This is a genomic window from Halorubrum sp. Ib24, from assembly GCF_002252745.1.
Classification (GTDB): Archaea; Halobacteriota; Halobacteria; order Halobacteriales; family Haloferacaceae; genus Halorubrum.
Map to the genome: position 1 here is coordinate 133,849 of NZ_NHOX01000040.1, position 15,057 is coordinate 148,905.

At 69.0% G+C, this 15,057-nt stretch carries 17 protein-coding genes; 5 read left to right on the top strand and 12 right to left on the bottom strand.

Going from position 1 to position 15,057, the window contains the following annotated elements; genetic code table 11:
• The first annotated feature begins 4 nt into the window (after positions 1–4).
• On the top strand, positions 5–445 hold the full coding sequence (locus tag DJ82_RS10750) for an RNA-binding protein (RefSeq protein ID WP_094523374.1): 441 nt from the start codon (positions 5–7) through the stop codon (positions 443–445).
• A gap of 119 nt (positions 446–564) precedes the next feature.
• A complete protein-coding gene (locus tag DJ82_RS10755; RefSeq protein WP_094581773.1) occupies positions 565–1,995 on the top strand; it encodes an FAD-dependent oxidoreductase in 1,431 nt (476 codons plus the stop codon).
• Positions 1,996–2,028: 33 nt separating this feature from the next.
• On the opposite strand, the gene DJ82_RS10760 is transcribed toward DJ82_RS10755, so the two are convergent.
• The 6 genes from DJ82_RS10760 to nth form a co-directional block, all read right to left on the bottom strand.
• Positions 2,029–2,562 carry a hypothetical protein gene (locus tag DJ82_RS10760; protein ID WP_094523378.1) on the bottom strand — a complete coding sequence of 178 codons (534 nt, stop codon included), beginning with the start codon at positions 2,560–2,562 and terminating at the stop codon, positions 2,029–2,031.
• Entirely contained in the window at positions 2,559–3,053 is a 495-nt protein-coding gene (locus DJ82_RS10765; RefSeq protein WP_094581774.1) for a phosphopantetheine adenylyltransferase, read from the bottom strand. The genes DJ82_RS10760 and DJ82_RS10765 overlap by 4 nt, the downstream gene beginning before the upstream one ends.
• A 91-nt stretch (positions 3,054–3,144) precedes the next feature.
• Positions 3,145–3,783, bottom strand: a complete 639-nt coding sequence (locus DJ82_RS10770; protein ID WP_094581775.1) for a winged helix-turn-helix domain-containing protein — start codon at positions 3,781–3,783, stop codon at positions 3,145–3,147.
• Positions 3,784–3,886: 103 nt separating this feature from the next.
• Positions 3,887–4,966 (bottom strand): glutamate--cysteine ligase, encoded by a 1,080-nt coding sequence (locus DJ82_RS10775; RefSeq protein ID WP_094558566.1) that lies wholly within the window; start codon positions 4,964–4,966, stop codon positions 3,887–3,889.
• Between the two features lie 195 nt (positions 4,967–5,161).
• Entirely contained in the window at positions 5,162–5,719 is a 558-nt protein-coding gene (locus DJ82_RS10780; RefSeq protein ID WP_094581776.1) for a DoxX family protein, read from the bottom strand.
• A 157-nt stretch (positions 5,720–5,876) separates the two neighbouring features.
• Entirely contained in the window at positions 5,877–6,560 is a 684-nt protein-coding gene (gene nth, locus DJ82_RS10785; RefSeq protein ID WP_094523388.1) for an endonuclease III, read from the bottom strand.
• A 158-nt stretch (positions 6,561–6,718) separates the two neighbouring features.
• Here nth and DJ82_RS10790 point away from each other — a divergent pair, with 158 nt between their 5' ends.
• From DJ82_RS10790 to DJ82_RS10800, 3 genes are all read left to right on the top strand, one after another.
• Positions 6,719–7,084 carry a hypothetical protein gene (locus DJ82_RS10790; RefSeq protein ID WP_094523390.1) on the top strand — a complete coding sequence of 122 codons (366 nt, stop codon included), beginning with the start codon at positions 6,719–6,721 and terminating at the stop codon, positions 7,082–7,084.
• A gap of 131 nt (positions 7,085–7,215) precedes the next feature.
• Positions 7,216–7,764, top strand: a complete 549-nt coding sequence (locus DJ82_RS10795) for a DUF2249 domain-containing protein (protein WP_094581777.1) — start codon at positions 7,216–7,218, stop codon at positions 7,762–7,764.
• Positions 7,765–7,820: 56 nt separating this feature from the next.
• Positions 7,821–8,105 carry a transcriptional regulator gene (locus DJ82_RS10800; RefSeq protein WP_094581778.1) on the top strand — a complete coding sequence of 95 codons (285 nt, stop codon included), beginning with the start codon at positions 7,821–7,823 and terminating at the stop codon, positions 8,103–8,105.
• Between the two features lie 138 nt (positions 8,106–8,243).
• On the opposite strand, the gene DJ82_RS10805 is transcribed toward DJ82_RS10800, so the two are convergent.
• The 6 genes from DJ82_RS10805 to DJ82_RS10830 all read right to left on the bottom strand — a co-directional run bounded on the left by DJ82_RS10805 (position 8,244) and on the right by DJ82_RS10830 (position 14,917).
• Positions 8,244–10,535: an alkaline phosphatase PhoX gene (locus DJ82_RS10805; RefSeq protein WP_094581779.1), complete on the bottom strand. Its 2,292-nt coding sequence runs from the start codon at positions 10,533–10,535 to the stop codon at positions 8,244–8,246.
• A 250-nt stretch (positions 10,536–10,785) separates the two neighbouring features.
• Entirely contained in the window at positions 10,786–11,205 is a 420-nt protein-coding gene (locus tag DJ82_RS10810) for a hypothetical protein (RefSeq protein WP_094528278.1), read from the bottom strand.
• 126 nt (positions 11,206–11,331) lie between these two features.
• Complete coding sequence (locus tag DJ82_RS10815) at positions 11,332–12,009, bottom strand: DJ-1/PfpI family protein (protein WP_094581780.1); 678 nt, start codon at positions 12,007–12,009, stop codon at positions 11,332–11,334.
• Between the two features lie 1,139 nt (positions 12,010–13,148).
• Positions 13,149–13,718 (bottom strand): hypoxanthine/guanine phosphoribosyltransferase, encoded by a 570-nt coding sequence (gene hpt / locus DJ82_RS10820; protein WP_094523402.1) that lies wholly within the window; start codon positions 13,716–13,718, stop codon positions 13,149–13,151.
• 127 nt (positions 13,719–13,845) lie between these two features.
• Complete coding sequence (locus tag DJ82_RS10825) at positions 13,846–14,622, bottom strand: enoyl-CoA hydratase/isomerase family protein (protein WP_094528280.1); 777 nt, start codon at positions 14,620–14,622, stop codon at positions 13,846–13,848.
• A 73-nt stretch (positions 14,623–14,695) separates the two neighbouring features.
• Positions 14,696–14,917, bottom strand: coding sequence for a hypothetical protein (locus DJ82_RS10830; RefSeq protein ID WP_094523406.1), 222 nt, complete (start codon positions 14,915–14,917; stop codon positions 14,696–14,698).
• Positions 14,918–15,057: the final 140 nt, after the last annotated feature.

A 15,057-nucleotide genomic window follows, 5' to 3' on the forward strand; every position in this document is an offset into this window, starting at 1 on the left:
CGCAATGCCCAAAGTCCCCTTCCACTACGTCGACCTCCGGGCGTTCTCGTACGCCACCGAAGACGAGAAGCGGGTCGAAGACGCCCTCCGCAGGTTCCTCCCGGAGGACGCCGAGCTCGACCGCGTCGAGAACGTCGGCCACCACGGCGACCGGATCGTCGTGCTCTCGGCCCGGATCGAGAACGCGGACGGGATGCGCCACGTGCTCGACGCGCTCGCCGACCTCGACGACGTCGACCGCGTGATCGACGAGCTCGACCAGCGCGTCGACGACAACTGCGCGCTGTTCCTCCGCGTCGACAAGCAGGCCGCGTTCCGCGGCGAGGTCCGGCTCGGCCCCGGAATCACCGTTCGCGCGAAGGTGGAGGCGTACCCGGCGAAGAAGGAGGCCGCGGTCGAGAACGCCCGCGAGACCCTGTCGCGGCTGGCAGACGACGACGCCTAGGTAACGGCTGTCGCGATTGTCGCGTCTCACCGTCGACGCCCGGGCGGCCGTCCCGTGATCGGGCGCCCGGTCCGCACCCGCGGAGTGCCTTTTTATACGGTCCCGCCGTCGTCGAATTCATGAGCGATCCCTTCGTCGTGGTCGGCGCCGACGCGGCCGGGCTGAGCGCGGCCAGCAAGTTCCGCCGCGAGGCGCCCGACCGCGAAGTCGTCGTCTTCGAGAAAGGCCGATGGATCTCGTACGCCTACTGCGGGACGCCGTACTTCATCGAGGGCCGCATCGAGCGCATGTCGGACCTCCTCTCGCTGTCCCCGAGCGAGGTCGACGAGCGCGGGATCGACCTCCGACGCGGCCACGAGGTCGTCGCGGTGGACCCGGCCGGGAAGACCGTCACCGTCGAACCCGCTGACGGCGACGCCTTCGAGCAGTCGTACGGCGACCTCCTCGTCGCGACCGGCGGGCGCGCGTCGACCGGGCCGTTCGACGTGCGCGGGGTCGACGGCGCCTTTACCCTCCACAACATGGACGCCGCGGCCGCGATCGACGCGTACATCGCTGAGCCCGACGCGTACGACCCAGACCGCGCCGACGTGAGCGCGGTCGACCGCGAGCGCGTCGAGCGCAACGCCGCGATGCCGGCCCCCGAGACGGCGGCGATCGTCGGGGGCGGCTACGTCGGCGTCGAGATGGCCGAGGCGCTCTCCGGCCGCGATCTCGACGTCCACGTCTTCCAGCGCTCCGACCACCTGATCCCGCCGTTCGGGGAGGCGGTCGGCGAGCGCGTCGAGGCGGAGCTGGTCGACGAGGGCGTGACCGTCCACACGGGGAGCCCGGTCAAGGGCCTCGTCGGCGACGACCGGATCGAGGCCGTGGCGTTCGACGGGGAGACGTTCCCCGTCGACATGGCGGTCGTCGGCGTCGGGATCCGGCCGAACACGGAGCTGTTGGAGGGGACCGGCGTCGAGCTCGGCGAGGGCGGCGCGATCTCGACCGACGAGCACGGCCGGACGAGCCTCCCCGACGTGTACGCCGCCGGCGACTGCGCGACCGCGAGGCACGCCGTGACGGGCGAGCCGGCGTGGATCCCGCTCGGCCTCACCGCGAACCGCGCCGGGCGGGCGATCGGCGCCACCGTCGCGGGCGACCCCTCGCCGGTGGGCGACGTCGCGGGCACCGCGGTCGTGAAGGCGTTCGACATGGAGGCCGGTCGCGTCGGCCTCGTCGAGGCGGAAGCGGCCCGCGAGGCCGGCTTCGATCCGGTCCGCGAGACAGTCACCGCCGGCTCGCGGTCGGGCTACTACCCGGGCGCGGCGCCGACCGACGTGACCCTCGTCGCCGACCGCGACACCGGGCGGCTGATCGGCGGGAGCATCGTCGGCCCCGACCGCGCCGCGATCCGGATCGACACGCTCGCGACCGCGCTGGAGGCCGACATGACCGTCCCCGAGGTCGAGCGGCTCGACCTGGCGTACGCGCCCCCGTTCAGCCCGGTGTGGGACCCGGTCCTCGTCGCGGCGAAGGTGCTCAACGGGAAGCTCGACGGGGAGTAAGGTCCGACTCGGTCGCCTGCGCCCGCGTTCGCGTCAGTCGCTCGCGCCCGCTTCCCCGTCTCCGTTCGCGGCGGCGGCGGACCCGTCCGTGCCGGCCGACTCGTCCGTTTCCCCGTCGGTGCCGCCGATACCGGCGACGACCCGGCCGATCGCGTAGCCGGCGAGGCCGACTGCAACCGCGGCCGCGAGGGCGACCCCGAGCGGCTCGGCGATGGCGACAGCGAAGGGGAGCGGGTCGGCGAGGGGGATCGCGTACGGCGTCGGTCCGATCGTCCGCAGGAGGGCGGCCGCGAGGGGGCCGTACGCGAGCAGGACCGCGGGGAGCGCGCCGGCGCCGACCGCGGCGTACGCGGTCGTTCCGACGGCGGTCAGCGCCGCGAGGACCGCCGCGACCGGCGCGACGACGCCGGCGGGAGTCAGGCCCCCGACCTCGCCGGCGAGCGCGACCGCGTCGAAGGCGACGTACGAGACCGCGAAGCCGACCGCGCTCCAGACGGCCGCGCGCTCGAATCCGGTCTCTCCGACCGCGACGCGGGCGAGCCGTCCGGGGTCGTCGTCGGCCGTCATTCCGGCCGGGTCGCGCCGCGACCCTCGCGGTCGGGCGTCAGGTTGCCGTGCTCGTCTATCTCGCCCGCGACGATCCGCGTCGACGAGATCCGCTCGCCGTCCTCGGCCGGGACGTGGTCGACGACGACCAGTTCGAGCGGGTCGTGCCCGTGCTCGCGGCGGATCTCGTTGATCCGCTCGCCGCCCGCCCTCGTCTCGGGGGAGACGATGAGGGCGTCGAACTCCGGCTCGACGGCGATACCGGTCGGCTCGGTGAGCTCGCGGACCGCGAACTCGCGGTCGTACTCCTCGGCCCGGGGCGCCAGCTCGGCCTCTGGGTCGCGCTTGCGGCGGTCGTACGGGCGGACGTAGCGCTCGACGTGTCGGGTCTTCGGCGCGAGCTCGTCGGACGTGAGGCCGACGGTGACGTCCCCCAGCTCGAACGCCCGTTCGAACAGCTTCCGGTGGCCGTCGTGAACGGGGTCGAACGTGCCACCAAGCGCGACGTTCATGCCCGTCGGTTGCGCGGGCGGAACTTAAAGTGTCCCGAACTCGGAACCGTCGCGGCGTCCTCTTCGCCGTTCGGTGCCCGCCGCGTCGTCGCTATCGGCTCGCGGCGTCGTCCTCGTCGTTCGCCGCGGTGTCGTCCGCCTCGTGTCCCCCGGCGTCCCCGTCCGCGTCGTGTCCCTCCCCGCTCTCGTCGCCACCGACGGAGATCTGTACGGGCTCCAGGTCGCCGTCCGGCGACTCGCCGCCGAGGCGTCGGTCGAGGTTGAAGACGGCGTTCAGCTCGCGCTGGACGTCGCCGACGACGCCCCGGACCAGCTCGCTGGGCGCGATCGCCTCGTACTCGTAGGGGTTGTTGCCGGCGCCGCTGGCCTCGCGCTTGTCTCGCTCGACCTTCTCCTCGTCGTGGAGCTCCGCGAGCGCCTCGCGGACCGTGCTCGGGTAGAGGCCGGTGCCGTCGGCGACCTCGTCGCTCGTGCTCCGCGGGTTGTCCCGCAGGTAGACGTAGATCCGAGCCCGGGTCTCGGTGTCGAGCAGCCACGCCAGCAGGTCGACGACGTTGTCGTCGAACCCCTTGACCGCCTTGTCGGCCCCCTCGCCGAGCCGCTCTCTCGTCTTGCGGAGCTCCTCGCGGGTCCGCTCTGTCGGCGACTCGTCTCCTCCCTCTCCCGCCCCGAGGGCGGCGCCGCCGTCGGGATCCGCGGCGGGGTCGTCGTCGAACTCGTCACTCGTCATACTTGTGAGTGGTGTCCGCGCGCCCAAAAGGGTTTCTCGTCGCTTTCGTTCCGACGGAAGTCGCGGCGATCGACGATCCGGCACCGTCGCCGCCCGGCCCGCCTCACGTCGACAGGACCAGGTCCTCGCACAGCGCGTCGAGCCCGGACTCCTCGCGGAGCCGCCGCTGGCGCTCGGTGCCGCTCTCGGCGTCGTACACACCGCGGATCCCGTCGATCCCGAGCCGGTCGCACTCACTGTCGACGACCTCGCCGAGGGAGACCGTCTCCTCGCCGCTCCGGGCCACGAACGAGGCGTCGTGCCCGCGGCGGATCGCGCGCCACTTGTTCTCGTCTAACAGCTCGCGGCGGAGCGCCGGCGCGGGCTCGCCGTCGTCGTAGCGCTCCGCGTAGTCGACGACGAGCGCGTGCACGTACTCGACCAGCGCGAGGGTGACATCTGGGTCGCGCTGGGCGTCGGGCGCGCGCACCTCGACGGTGCCGTGGCCGGTGTGCGGGCGCACGTCGAACCAGAGCTCGCCGCGGTCGGCGATCGAGTCCGTCTCGACCATCCGGCGCTCGTAGCGCTGGAAGGCGTCGAAGTCGTCGAACGCGGAGGGGATCCCGGTGTTCGGGAGGTTCTCGAAGATCTTCGCGCGGGCCGACGCGAGCCCCGTGTCGAAGCCGTTCCAGAACGGGGAGTTCGCCGACAACGCGAGCAGCACGGGGCAGTGCCAGCGGAGGCGGTTGGCGATCCACACCGCCTTGTCCGCGTCGTCGACGCCGACGTGGACGTGGAGGCCGGCCGTGGTGTTGCGGTGTTGGGGGTACCGTATCCGGTCGAGCTGCGCCTTGTAGCGCGGCTTCTCGACGTGGTCCAGCTCGCGCCACTTCGCCGCCGGGTGGAGCCCCGCGGCGGCGATCCGGTAGCCGTCGGCCGCGGCGTGGTCGACGAGCGCCTCCCGGACCGCCGACAGGGCGTCCTCGGCGTCCGCGGGGTCCTCGATCAGCTGGGTCTGCGCCTCGATGGTGCATTTAAACAGTTCGTGGTCGAACCCGTCGGGCACCGCGCTCGGCGGGTCGCGGCCGTACACGAGGTCGTCGGTTCCGGACGTCGGGCGACCGTCGGCATCCGCGATGTAGAACTCCTCCTCGATGCCGAGCGTCCCCATCCGAGCGAACGCGTCCCGCGAACCGAGATCCATTACCGCTCCGTTTCGCCCCCGCGCTCTTATATCGAATGGAACCCGAAACGGAGCGCCGGTGTCGGGGCCGAGTCCGTGCGATGACACGGTCGCCGGCGTCGACGCTCGGCGACGAAGCGGCCGGAGAACCGAACGGTCTGAAGACGAGTCGGCGGTTCGCGGCTACCCGACCGACGCGCTAGGCGTCGCCCTCGTTCACCCGAGGACGTAGCGGAGCGCCGGGAACTTCTCCGTCAGCGCCTCGCCGCCGACCTCGATCCGCTCGATGTAGGCGTCCAGCCCGAGGACGCGACCCGCGCCGAAGGCGGCGACCGTGAGGAACACGACCGCGTACACCAGCGTCGAGTCGAACAGCGCGAGGGCGTCGCCGCTCCACCCGCCGAGGTAGAACAGCGCCATCTGCATCGCGCCGCCGAGCGCGGCCAGCCGGACGAACGCGCCTAGGATGAGCGCCGTCCCGATGAGCAGCTGCGCCGCCGGGACGAACACGTTCGCGAACTCGACGAACCACGGCGTCGAGCCCATCGCGGCGTACAGGCCGCTGACCGGACTCGCCGCGTCGGGCGCGTGAACGAGGTAGCCGCTGGCGTCGAACGGCTCGCCGGTCGCTTTCCCGAGCCCGGCGAACAGGATCATCCCGCCGATCGTCGCTCGGAGCATCACGATGAACAGCGCCGACAGCGAGTGCGCCTTCCCCAGTAGCGTGACGCCGCCGATCTCCCCGCCGAACTCGTTTGTGGTTTTGGTTGACATAGCGTCTCTCCTCACTTGCGAGTACGCCGGTATGGAAGATAAACTACGAAGCGAGTTCCCTCTCGCGTGGAGGCATTCGGGGAGACCCCCCGTTCGAAGGGGTGTTTAAATACGCGTGCGACGCTCGCTCATCGCTCCCGTCGGTCGCGCGGACCCGTTACCACGCCTCTCCGCTCGCGAGGTCGACCTCGGCGTCGCCCTTCTCGGACGGGCAGACGTCCGCGAGCACGCAGTCGGCGCAGTCCGGGTTGATCGCGGTGCAGGTGGCGCGCCCGTGGTCGATCATGAGGTGCGTGAACTGCTGCCAGTCGCTCTCGGGGACGACGTCGAGGAGGTCCCGCTCGATCGCCTCGGGGCGCTCCTCCTCGGTGATACCGAGCCGCCGGGTGAGCCGCTGGACGTGGGTGTCGACCACGATCCCCTCGACGACGTCGTGGCCGTGCTGGAGGACGACGTTGGCGGTCTTCCGTCCCACCCCGGCCAGGTCGGTCAGCTCGGACATCGTGTCGGGCACCTCGCCGTCGTGCTTCTCGGCGATGTCCGCGCACGCCGAGCGGATGTACTTCGCCTTGTTGTTGTAGTAGGTGATCGAGTTGATCGCCTCGGCCATCTCCTCCTGCGGCGCGTTCGCGTACTCCTCGGGCGTCTCGTACGTCTCGAAGAGGTCGGCGCACACAGCGTTCACGCGCTCGTCGGTGCACTGCGCGGAGAGGATCACGGCGATGAGCAGCTCCAGCCGGTTCGAGTAGTTCAGCGAGATGGTCGAGTCCGGGTACTCCTCGTACAGCCGGTCGAGGACCTCCTCGACCTGCTCCGCCCGCGGCTCCAGTGGCGTGCCCATGGGGATCCCTCCGGCCGGCCGACATTGAACGATCCGGAAGCGGCGCGGGCGGCCTCGGCGGCGCGGGCGGGCTCGGCGGCGCGACCGCGGCGGAGCGACCCCACCGGCCAACCGCGGCGAACCGGCAGATTCACGTCGTCGCCTCGACACCTCGAACCGTGTCCCGGTCCCGCGATCGACGGCGACGTCGCCCGGCGTACAGCCGCCGGCCGCAGGAGTTCTACTGGCTGTGGATCGCGGCGACCGCGACGTACGGCGTCGGCGACGTCGTCTCGACGATCGCCTTCCTGGAGTACGTCCCGACGATCGACGAGGCGAACCCGGTCGTCGTCTTCGCGCTCGACTCCTTCGGGCTCTCCGGACTCGTGGCCCTGAAGATCGCCGTCTACCTCGTGATGCTGTGGATCAGCGTCTCGGGCGCCCGCGACGGCGACGCGCTCCTCTACTACTTCCCGCCCGTCCTCCTGACGCTCGTCGGCACGTACCTCACCGCGAGCAACGTCCGGCTCCTGTGGCTGGCCTGAGCCGTCCCGCTGCTTCGACCGACCCGTGCCGTCCCGGTCGCGGACCGCACCCGTCCCGCCCCGACCACCGCCGGTGCGGCCCGAACGTGTTCGCGACACCGCACATAGGGGTCGCGGGGAATCCAACGCGTATGACCGAACTCGACGTGCGAGACCTCCCGCCGAGCGAGCGACACGGCCGGATACACGGCGCCTTCGAGGAGCTGGCACCGGGTGAGACGCTGACGGTCGTCAACGACCACGATCCGAAACCGCTGTACCACGAGATGGCGGTCGAGAGGCCCGCGTTCGACGCCGACGGCTACGAGTCGGAGCGGGAGGGCCCCTCTCGGTTCGTCGCCGAGTTCCCGAAGGCGGCCGACCGGGACGCTCCCGGGGCCGACCGGGCTCGCATCGCCGACCTCGACGGCGAGCCGCACGCGGACGCGTTCCCCGGGCGGGAGCCGAAGACGATCCGGCTGTCGCTGGAGGCGGGCGAGCGCGTGCCTGGACACGAGCATCCCGACCGGACCGTGCTGTTCCACGTGCTGGAGGGCGCCGTCGACGTCGCCCTCGACGGCGACCTCCACCGAGTCGAGGCCGGGGAGATCCTCCGGTTCGGGGGGGAGTCCACGGTCGAACCGACCGCGCGCGAGGAGAGCGTCGCGCTGGTGGCGTTGGCGCCGCGGCCCGCGGAGTGAGGGTCGGGCGAGCAGTTTCCCGCCGCCGTTTTATTCACCGCCCGCGAACGGCCGGCATGGAGACGACCCGTCAGCGCATCGCCGAGACGCTCCGCGAAGGCCCGGCGACCGCGAGCGACCTCGGCGAGTCGCTGTCGCTGCCGACGCCGGTCGTGTACGAGCACCTCGACCACGTCTCGCGGTCGGTCGACGACGACGACGCCGACGAGCGGTTCCTCGTCGCGCCGCCCGAGTGCCGCGACTGCGGCTTCGACGGCTTCGACGACCCGGTCAACGAGCCGTCGCGGTGCCCGGAGTGCAAGAGCGAACGGATCGGAGAGCCGGCGTTCGTGATTCGGTAGCCCGACCGGGAACCGGCGGTCCCGCGGTCGACCCCCGTGGGAGGGCCGAAGCGCACGACGACGGAAGGGACCGGTCCCGGCGCGAACCCGGCCGCCAACGAAACGGCGAGCGCTCAACGGGCGACCGCGGTCCCGAACCTATCCGCCGTTTCCGCCGCCGTTCCCGTTTCCGTTGCCGTTCCCGTTTCCGCCGCCGTTCCCGTTTCCGTTGCCGTTCCCGTTTCCGCCGCCGTTCCCGTTTCCGTTGCCGTTCCCGTTTCCGCCGCCGTTCCCACCGCTGTTCCCGTTCCCGTTTCCGCCGCCGTTCCCGTTGCCCGGCGGATCGCCACCGGGTGGCCCGCGCCGTTCGGTTTCCTCGGGCTCGTAGACGTACATCGCGTCGTTCGGGTAGCTTCGGTTCCCGCCCCGCCAGCCGTCCTCACAGAGGAGGACGCGGCCGTCGCGCATCGCGTAGACGTTGTCGACGTTGCGCAGCGAATCGTCGACGTCTTTCATCGCCTCCTCGCTGGTGAAGTCGGGCCCGACGACGACCGGTTCGAGCGTCGAGACGTCGTATCGCGGCCCGAGCTCGGCGCGGTAGACGACGCCGCCGTCGACGCGGTCGAGCGCGATGTCGCCGCCGTCGTTGGTCGGACCGGCCAGGTCGTCGTTGAACTCGGAGATGCCGAAGTAGACGTAGTCGGCCGGCTCGGCGTCGTCGACGCTGTCGACGCCCTCCGCCTTGTTGAACTCGATGGAGGCGCCCATCTCCTTGGCCGCGGCCCGCGTCTCGATGAACGGCACCCGCCTGAGCTCCTCGTTGACGCCGTCCGGACCCCGTTCCGCGTACTGCTCGGCCCACTCCACGATCTGCTCGTCCGAGACGTAATCTTCGTTGCCGTTCGCGATGACTTCGAGATCCGCCTGCTTGAGGACCGCCTCGGTGACCTCGTCGCCCTCGCTCCAATCGGCGTGGCTCTCGAGGTAGTCGACTTGGGTGACGCCGTCGTACTCGGCGATCCACGACTCGACCTCCCGGTTCGAGGCGTGTCCCATCGGCAGCCACTCGACGTCGAGGGGGACTTCGGCCGGCGACTTCCCGGACGCGGCCTCGTCGTTGGTGATCTTCGGCGCGTAGAGCGTCCCGGCGACGTCCATCGGATCGCAGTAACTCGAGATCGGTCGGTCGGCGACGAACTTGTAGATGCCCTTGCTGTCGCCGTCGGAGCAGCCGTAGACCGTCCGCTCGTCTGGGAGGAAATCGGGGGCCTCCCACGCGGCCCGACCCATCACGTAGTACTTGACGGGTTCGAGCTCTCCCGGGGCGGCCGTCGGGTTCCGGACGTCGACGTGATAGCCGTAGCGGTACGGGTTGGGGTAGACGTCCCCGATCGGTTCGATCGGGTTCCCGTCGCCGGACTCGACCGGCTCGGCGCCGAGGTGGTAGGCGAGGTGTTCGACGCCGGTCATGTTCCAGTAGCCCTGGACGTACCAGCCGTCGACCTCGTCGTAGTCGTTGACCGCCGGCTGGATCTCCGAGGGGTTCGGCCGGTTCCAGAAGTAGGCCGCCCCGCGCAGTCCTTCGCCGTCGCCGGCCTCGACGATATCGCCGATCGTTCCCGTGAGGTTCGCTCGGGGGTGGGCGTAGTTCTCCTCGGAGGACAGCGGCGTGTTCCACGGGCTGAGGTCGCCGTAGCAGTTGATACGGGTCCCGCCGATCTCTCGGAACGCGTCCGTGTTGACCGCGTTGATCGCGTTCTCGGCGTCGGCCTCCCACTCGCCGTCCTCGGTCTGTGACAGCGGGGTCCGCATGACGTTCCCGGGACTGTTCTCGTCGTTCGTGAAGAGGAATCCCTCCGTCCCGTCGTCGTCCGTCGCGACGAAGTGGTTGGCGTCCGGGTTGTACCCCGAGTCGCCGTAGGTCGTGCCCGCGAAGTTCTCGGTCGTGACGTCCCGTCCGTCGGGGGTCTGGGTGATCCCCCAGCGCTCGGTGCCGCCGTTGATCGCGTCCCCCTCTCGGATCAGGTACTCGAAGTCGCCGGCGGCGGCGAAGACGCCGTCCTGCTGTTCCTCGACCGGGGCCGGGGACTCGCTGAAGTCGTCGTTCTCCCCATCGAACGAGAACTGGAACCCCTCGTAGTAGCCGACTCCGGCCCTGTCGTACGGTGCCGGGTTGTCGCGGCTCGGGTGCTGGACGCTGATCAGCAGCGAGCCGTCCTCGAAGACGAACGGTCCGGTCATCTCCGCGCCGAAGGCCGTCGTCGAGAACCGCTTGAGGTCACCGACGACGCTCGGTGCGCCCGAGGTCTGCGTGTCCTCGTCGTCCGTCGAGTCAGCGGGGCTGTACCCCCGGTAGCTATCCTCCGCTCCGCTCGCGGCGCCCGAGACCCCCGCGCCGACCAGGGCGGCGACGGAGGCTTTCATCAGACGCCGTTTGGATTGGTTAACCATCCACATGGGGGCGCGCATCCCAGCGTAAAACCCGTTTATAATAGGTTAACACCCCTGATTAGAGCGGTTACCGTCGCTATATAGCCGACGGAAGCGGAACGGACCGATCCACCGCGGTCGTGACCCGTCGGGTCCGCTCGCGTCGGCCGCCGTACCGCTACCCGTTCAGCCGAGAGGAAACAACCGCGGCGCTGGCCCCGCCTCCCGACGGTCCGTACGTCCCGCCGAAAACGAACTGCGTTCGTCCCGCTCAGAGATCGGTCTCCGCGTCCTCCATCTCCGAGACGTTCCGCCGGATGTTGTCCGCCCGCTTCCGGACTCGCGATGCGTATCGCTCTATCTTTCCGGGCTGGACGCCCATGAACGAGCCGACCCACTGACGGTCCGCGTACGGCTGGGTGAGGAGGTACGCCGCGAGCGTGTCTCGGCCGGCTTGGATGATGATCGGCGGGACGCCCCGATCGCCGGTACCGGCCTCCTCGAACCCGTTGACGTCGAAGTAGATGTCGGCGTAGAGTTCGGCGGTCTCGGCGTCGCCGAACTCGATCCCGTCGTGACGCGGCGCTTCGAACCGGTAGCGTCCGCCGTCCAGTTCGACGACGCGGACGTCCATGACGTACTCCCGGTACGTCCCGATCGACGTCTCGCCGATCCGCTCTGTCGAGGCCATGCCCGCCACTCGTCGCGGCCGATCATAAACCTCGGTAATAGCGGTCTATAGCCGTCTATAGCCGTAACGAGGCCTGCGGACGGACACGGAGCCGTCCGAAACGCGGGCGATTCGCGCGCGACGGGGTTACAGCTCGTCCAGCAGCGTCGCCGCCGCGGCCGCCGAGGAGCCCGGGCCGCGGGCGGTGATCAGGTCGCCGTCGACCGTGACGCTGGTGTCGGCGTCCAGCTCGGCGTCCCAGTCGGCGCCGGCGAGGACGACCTCGTCTTCGACCCAGTACGGGAGCTTCCGGCCGTCCGGCATCACGTCGTGGTCGTCCACGATGCCGTCCTCCCAGTCGTTCGGGAAGCCGGTGACGGAGCGGCCCTCCACGAGCGGCGTCCCGTCGGCCTCGCGGGTGAACGCCAGGATCCCGACCGCGTGACAGACGACGAGCGCGACGCCATCGTCGCCGCCGACCGCGTCCAGCAGCAGCTGGCGCGCGTGCCGGTCCTGGTTCACGTCCCAGACGGTGCCGTGGCCGCCCGGGAAGACGACCGCGTCGTATCCCGCGGCCTCGACCGTCGCGATCGGCTCCGGATCGTTGAGCCCCGGATGCTCCTCGTCGACCTCGCGGAGCTCCGCGACCCGCTCCTCCCCGCCCGCCGCCTCCGGATCGAGCGACCGCTCGTCGACGACCGGCGGCGACCCCGACGGCGTCGCGACCGTCACGTCGACGCCCTCCGCTTCGAGGGTCGTCAGCGGTTCGATGCACTCCTCGGCCCAGTACCCTTCCTCGCTCACGACGAACAGCGCGCTACTCATGTGTACTCCTCATTCACGACCGCGACATAAAAGGCGCCCGCGCCCGGCAGCGACGACGGGCGGACGCGGGGTTTATCAGTTGCCTCGTCAGGACTGTGGCGCACGTCTCCGAGCAGGCCGTCGGATCGGCGCCCGTTCGTCGACGAGACGGCTCTGTCGAAATCCGTCGCTAATGACAGGTGTCAGCGGCTGTGCTGCGTACAGAGCGCGTGTCTCGTATGAAGAGGGGGCAGATTGCGAACAGCCAATCGGTCGATAAAGGCGAAGAGTGGACCGTTGACTATAGACAAACCCTGTCAATAAAACACTAGGACTATGTATTCAACCAGTAGAACGCTACTGTGACCAATCTCAGATTAGCCTTTGCTGCAGGAATTCTTACAGCTCTTAGTGTGGGAGCCACGTTATTTATACACATCCCGTTTGTGGAATCTGAAGTCGCACGCGTAGTCCTAAACGGTCTTTTCGTAGGAGGTACCGTCTATATCGGTCTCAAAATTCTCGAACGAACTATGGATGCACAGTAATTCACACGTCCAATTCCTATTTGCGGAAGGGATTCACCTATCTGATTATATACACGTTCTGGATGGCGGTTCGGTCAGGTAGAGTATGAACTTCATCAAGTAGTCGTGCTGAACTCACTCTCTGAATCTCGCACGCCGATTCTATCAGTTCTTAAGTATTTCAACAGAGCCAATCTTATCATTATGAGGGTCGACTCTCATCACACCACCTCTTAGCGAATCGTGTTCGTTACCTGGAAATCCTACAATAGATAGCTGTATTCAGCCTGTAGCAGTTCTATTCTCGGCTGAGGAGGGTATTTTGTAGTCGAATAAGGGATTCGCGTGCAGGCCGCTACGCAGGTAGTCCGCAGCTAGGCGAGTGAGTACGCGATAAGTGTGTGATACGGTATCTTTTTGGTTGCTAAAGCGGGACTCTACGTTGCTGGCATTCCATATTCGTACACATACGAGCGGGGGGAGTGTGCGGAAACTGGAATGAGACACCACGGAATGCCAGCACTTTCAGAAGCGGCTCTGTTGAAATCCTCTGTATGCAGCAGGTCCGTCGTGTCCGTTGATAGAGAGTTCGACGGGGCTCGACTGACGGAGTGATTAAAACCGAACAGCTCCCTAGTCGTCGCCCTGCGCGTCGACGATCACGACCTCGCCGTCCTCGACGGTGACGTTGATCAGCGTCTTCACGTTGTAGTCGGTGTCGTCGAGCTCGTTGTCGCCGGCCTTCTTGATCACGGCGACGACGTCGACGACGTCCGCGCCGACCTCGTTCGTCAGCGCGTCGAGGATCGCCTTCATCGTGCCGCCCGTCGAGAGCACGTCGTCGAGCACGAGCACGCGGTCGCCCTCCTCCACGTCGTTGATATACATCTCCGACTCGGAGTAGCCCGTCTCCTGGAACAGCGGGACCTCGCCGTCGAGCCCGTACTGGCGCTTGCGGATGACGACCAGCGGGATGTCGGTCATCAGCGAGAGCGCGGTGGAGATGTGGATCCCCATCGCCGCGGGGGTGACGATCTTGTCGACGTTCTCCAGCTCCGCCTTCCGGATGATCCGGATGACGATCTCCCGGAGCAGCTCCGGTTCGAGCATTGGGACGCCGTCGCTGATCGGGTGGACGAAGTACTGGTACTCGCCTTTCTCGATGATCGGCGCGTCGAGGAGCGACTGCCGCAACTGGTCCATGTCGCCGGTACTCGGGCGGATTAATAAAGCGTGGCGATCCCCCGGTTCCGTGGACCTCGGTGTCACGGGTCGCAGCGGTGTCGACCGCGTCGACCCCGACCGTCTCCTCGGCGTTCTCGGCCGGCAGTTACTCGAACTCCGGCTCGCGCTTCTCGAGGAACGCGCGCATGCCCTCGCGCTGGTCGTGCGTGCCGAACAGCCCGGCCCACGCCCGACGTTCGAGGGCGAGCCCGCCCTTCTGGGTCCCGTCGTGGACCGCGTTGAGCGCCTCCTTCGCGGCGCGGGTCGCGAACGCGGGCTTCGCGGCCAGCTCACCCGCCAGCTCGTCGATCCGGTCGTCGAACGCGTCGTCCGCGACGACCTCGCCGACGAAGCCGACCTCGGCCGCCTCCGCGGCGTCGATCCGCTCGCCCAGGAAGACGAGCCGCTTGGCCGTCTCGTCGCCGACGAGCCGCGAGAGCCGCTGGGTGCCGCCCCACCCCGGAATGATGCCGAGGTCGATCTCGGTCTGACCGAGCACGGCGCTCTCGGCGGCGACCCGGAGGTCGCAGGCGAGCGCCAGCTCGCAGCCGCCGCCGAACGCGTAGCCGTCGATCGCCGCGACCGTCGGCGCCGGGAACGACTCGATCGCGTCGGCGACGCCGTGGCCGAGTTCGGCGTACGCCTGCGCCTCCGGCGTCGACAGCTCGACCATGTAGGAGATGTCCGCGCCCGCGACGAACGCCTCGTCGCCCGCGCCGGCCAGCACCAGCGCGCGAGCGCCGTCCGCCTCGGCCTCGTCGAGCGCCTCCCCGATCGCTTCGAGCGTGTCGACGGTGAGGGCGTTGAGCTGGTCCGGGCGGTCGACGGTGAGCGTCGCGACGCCGTCCGCGTCGACGTCGAGCGTGATGGTGTCCCACGTCATACCGGTCACTCAGGGGCCGGCGTGAAAGTCGTTCGGCAGACGCGCTCTCGACGGCAGAGGGGACGCCGCCGCGTCAGATCTGCTCGCGGCTGTCGATCTCGCTGTAGATGAACCACGCGGCCGTGTACGCGCCGATGAACAGCAGGTAGCCGACCACGAGACCGACGAGCTGGCGCGAGCCGAGCCCGCCGGGCAGCGTCCGCGAGAGGATCCCCAGCGCCACGGCGAACACGACCAGCGAGAACAGGCCCGAGAGGGCGTACACGCCGAGGTCGGAGGTGAGACGTTCGCGCACGCTCCCATCAACGGCGTCGCCTTATATACTCCCGTCGGTCGCGGCGAGGCGTCGACCGCGCGGCGCCCGTCCCGGCCGCGGCCGACCGGCCGCCCGTCGTGTTGCGCGGATTGCAACCCCTATATGCCCCCGGCCACACG

Bases quoted from the DNA above. Each gene is read 5' to 3' on its own strand.
- DJ82_RS10770 (WP_094581775.1), bottom strand. From the start codon at position 3,783: ATGACGAGTGACGAGTTCGACGACGACCCCGCCGCGGATCCCGACGGC.
- DJ82_RS10775 (WP_094558566.1), bottom strand. From the start codon at position 4,966: ATGGATCTCGGTTCGCGGGACGCGTTCGCTCGGATGGGGACGCTCGGC.
- DJ82_RS10815 (WP_094581780.1), bottom strand. From the start codon at position 12,009: ATGAGTAGCGCGCTGTTCGTCGTGAGCGAGGAAGGGTACTGGGCCGAG.
- DJ82_RS10780 (WP_094581776.1), bottom strand. From the start codon at position 5,719: ATGTCAACCAAAACCACAAACGAGTTCGGCGGGGAGATCGGCGGCGTC.
- DJ82_RS10795 (WP_094581777.1), top strand. From the start codon at position 7,216: ATGACCGAACTCGACGTGCGAGACCTCCCGCCGAGCGAGCGACACGGC.
- DJ82_RS10800 (WP_094581778.1), top strand. From the start codon at position 7,821: ATGGAGACGACCCGTCAGCGCATCGCCGAGACGCTCCGCGAAGGCCCG.
- DJ82_RS10755 (WP_094581773.1), top strand. From the start codon at position 565: ATGAGCGATCCCTTCGTCGTGGTCGGCGCCGACGCGGCCGGGCTGAGC.
- DJ82_RS10750 (WP_094523374.1), top strand. From the start codon at position 5: ATGCCCAAAGTCCCCTTCCACTACGTCGACCTCCGGGCGTTCTCGTAC.
- DJ82_RS10805 (WP_094581779.1), bottom strand. From the start codon at position 10,535: ATGGTTAACCAATCCAAACGGCGTCTGATGAAAGCCTCCGTCGCCGCC.
- hpt (WP_094523402.1), bottom strand. From the start codon at position 13,718: ATGGACCAGTTGCGGCAGTCGCTCCTCGACGCGCCGATCATCGAGAAA.
- DJ82_RS10765 (WP_094581774.1), bottom strand. From the start codon at position 3,053: ATGAACGTCGCGCTTGGTGGCACGTTCGACCCCGTTCACGACGGCCAC.
- nth (WP_094523388.1), bottom strand. From the start codon at position 6,560: ATGGGCACGCCACTGGAGCCGCGGGCGGAGCAGGTCGAGGAGGTCCTC.
- DJ82_RS10825 (WP_094528280.1), bottom strand. From the start codon at position 14,622: ATGACGTGGGACACCATCACGCTCGACGTCGACGCGGACGGCGTCGCG.
- DJ82_RS10810 (WP_094528278.1), bottom strand. From the start codon at position 11,205: ATGGCCTCGACAGAGCGGATCGGCGAGACGTCGATCGGGACGTACCGG.
- DJ82_RS10760 (WP_094523378.1), bottom strand. From the start codon at position 2,562: ATGACGGCCGACGACGACCCCGGACGGCTCGCCCGCGTCGCGGTCGGA.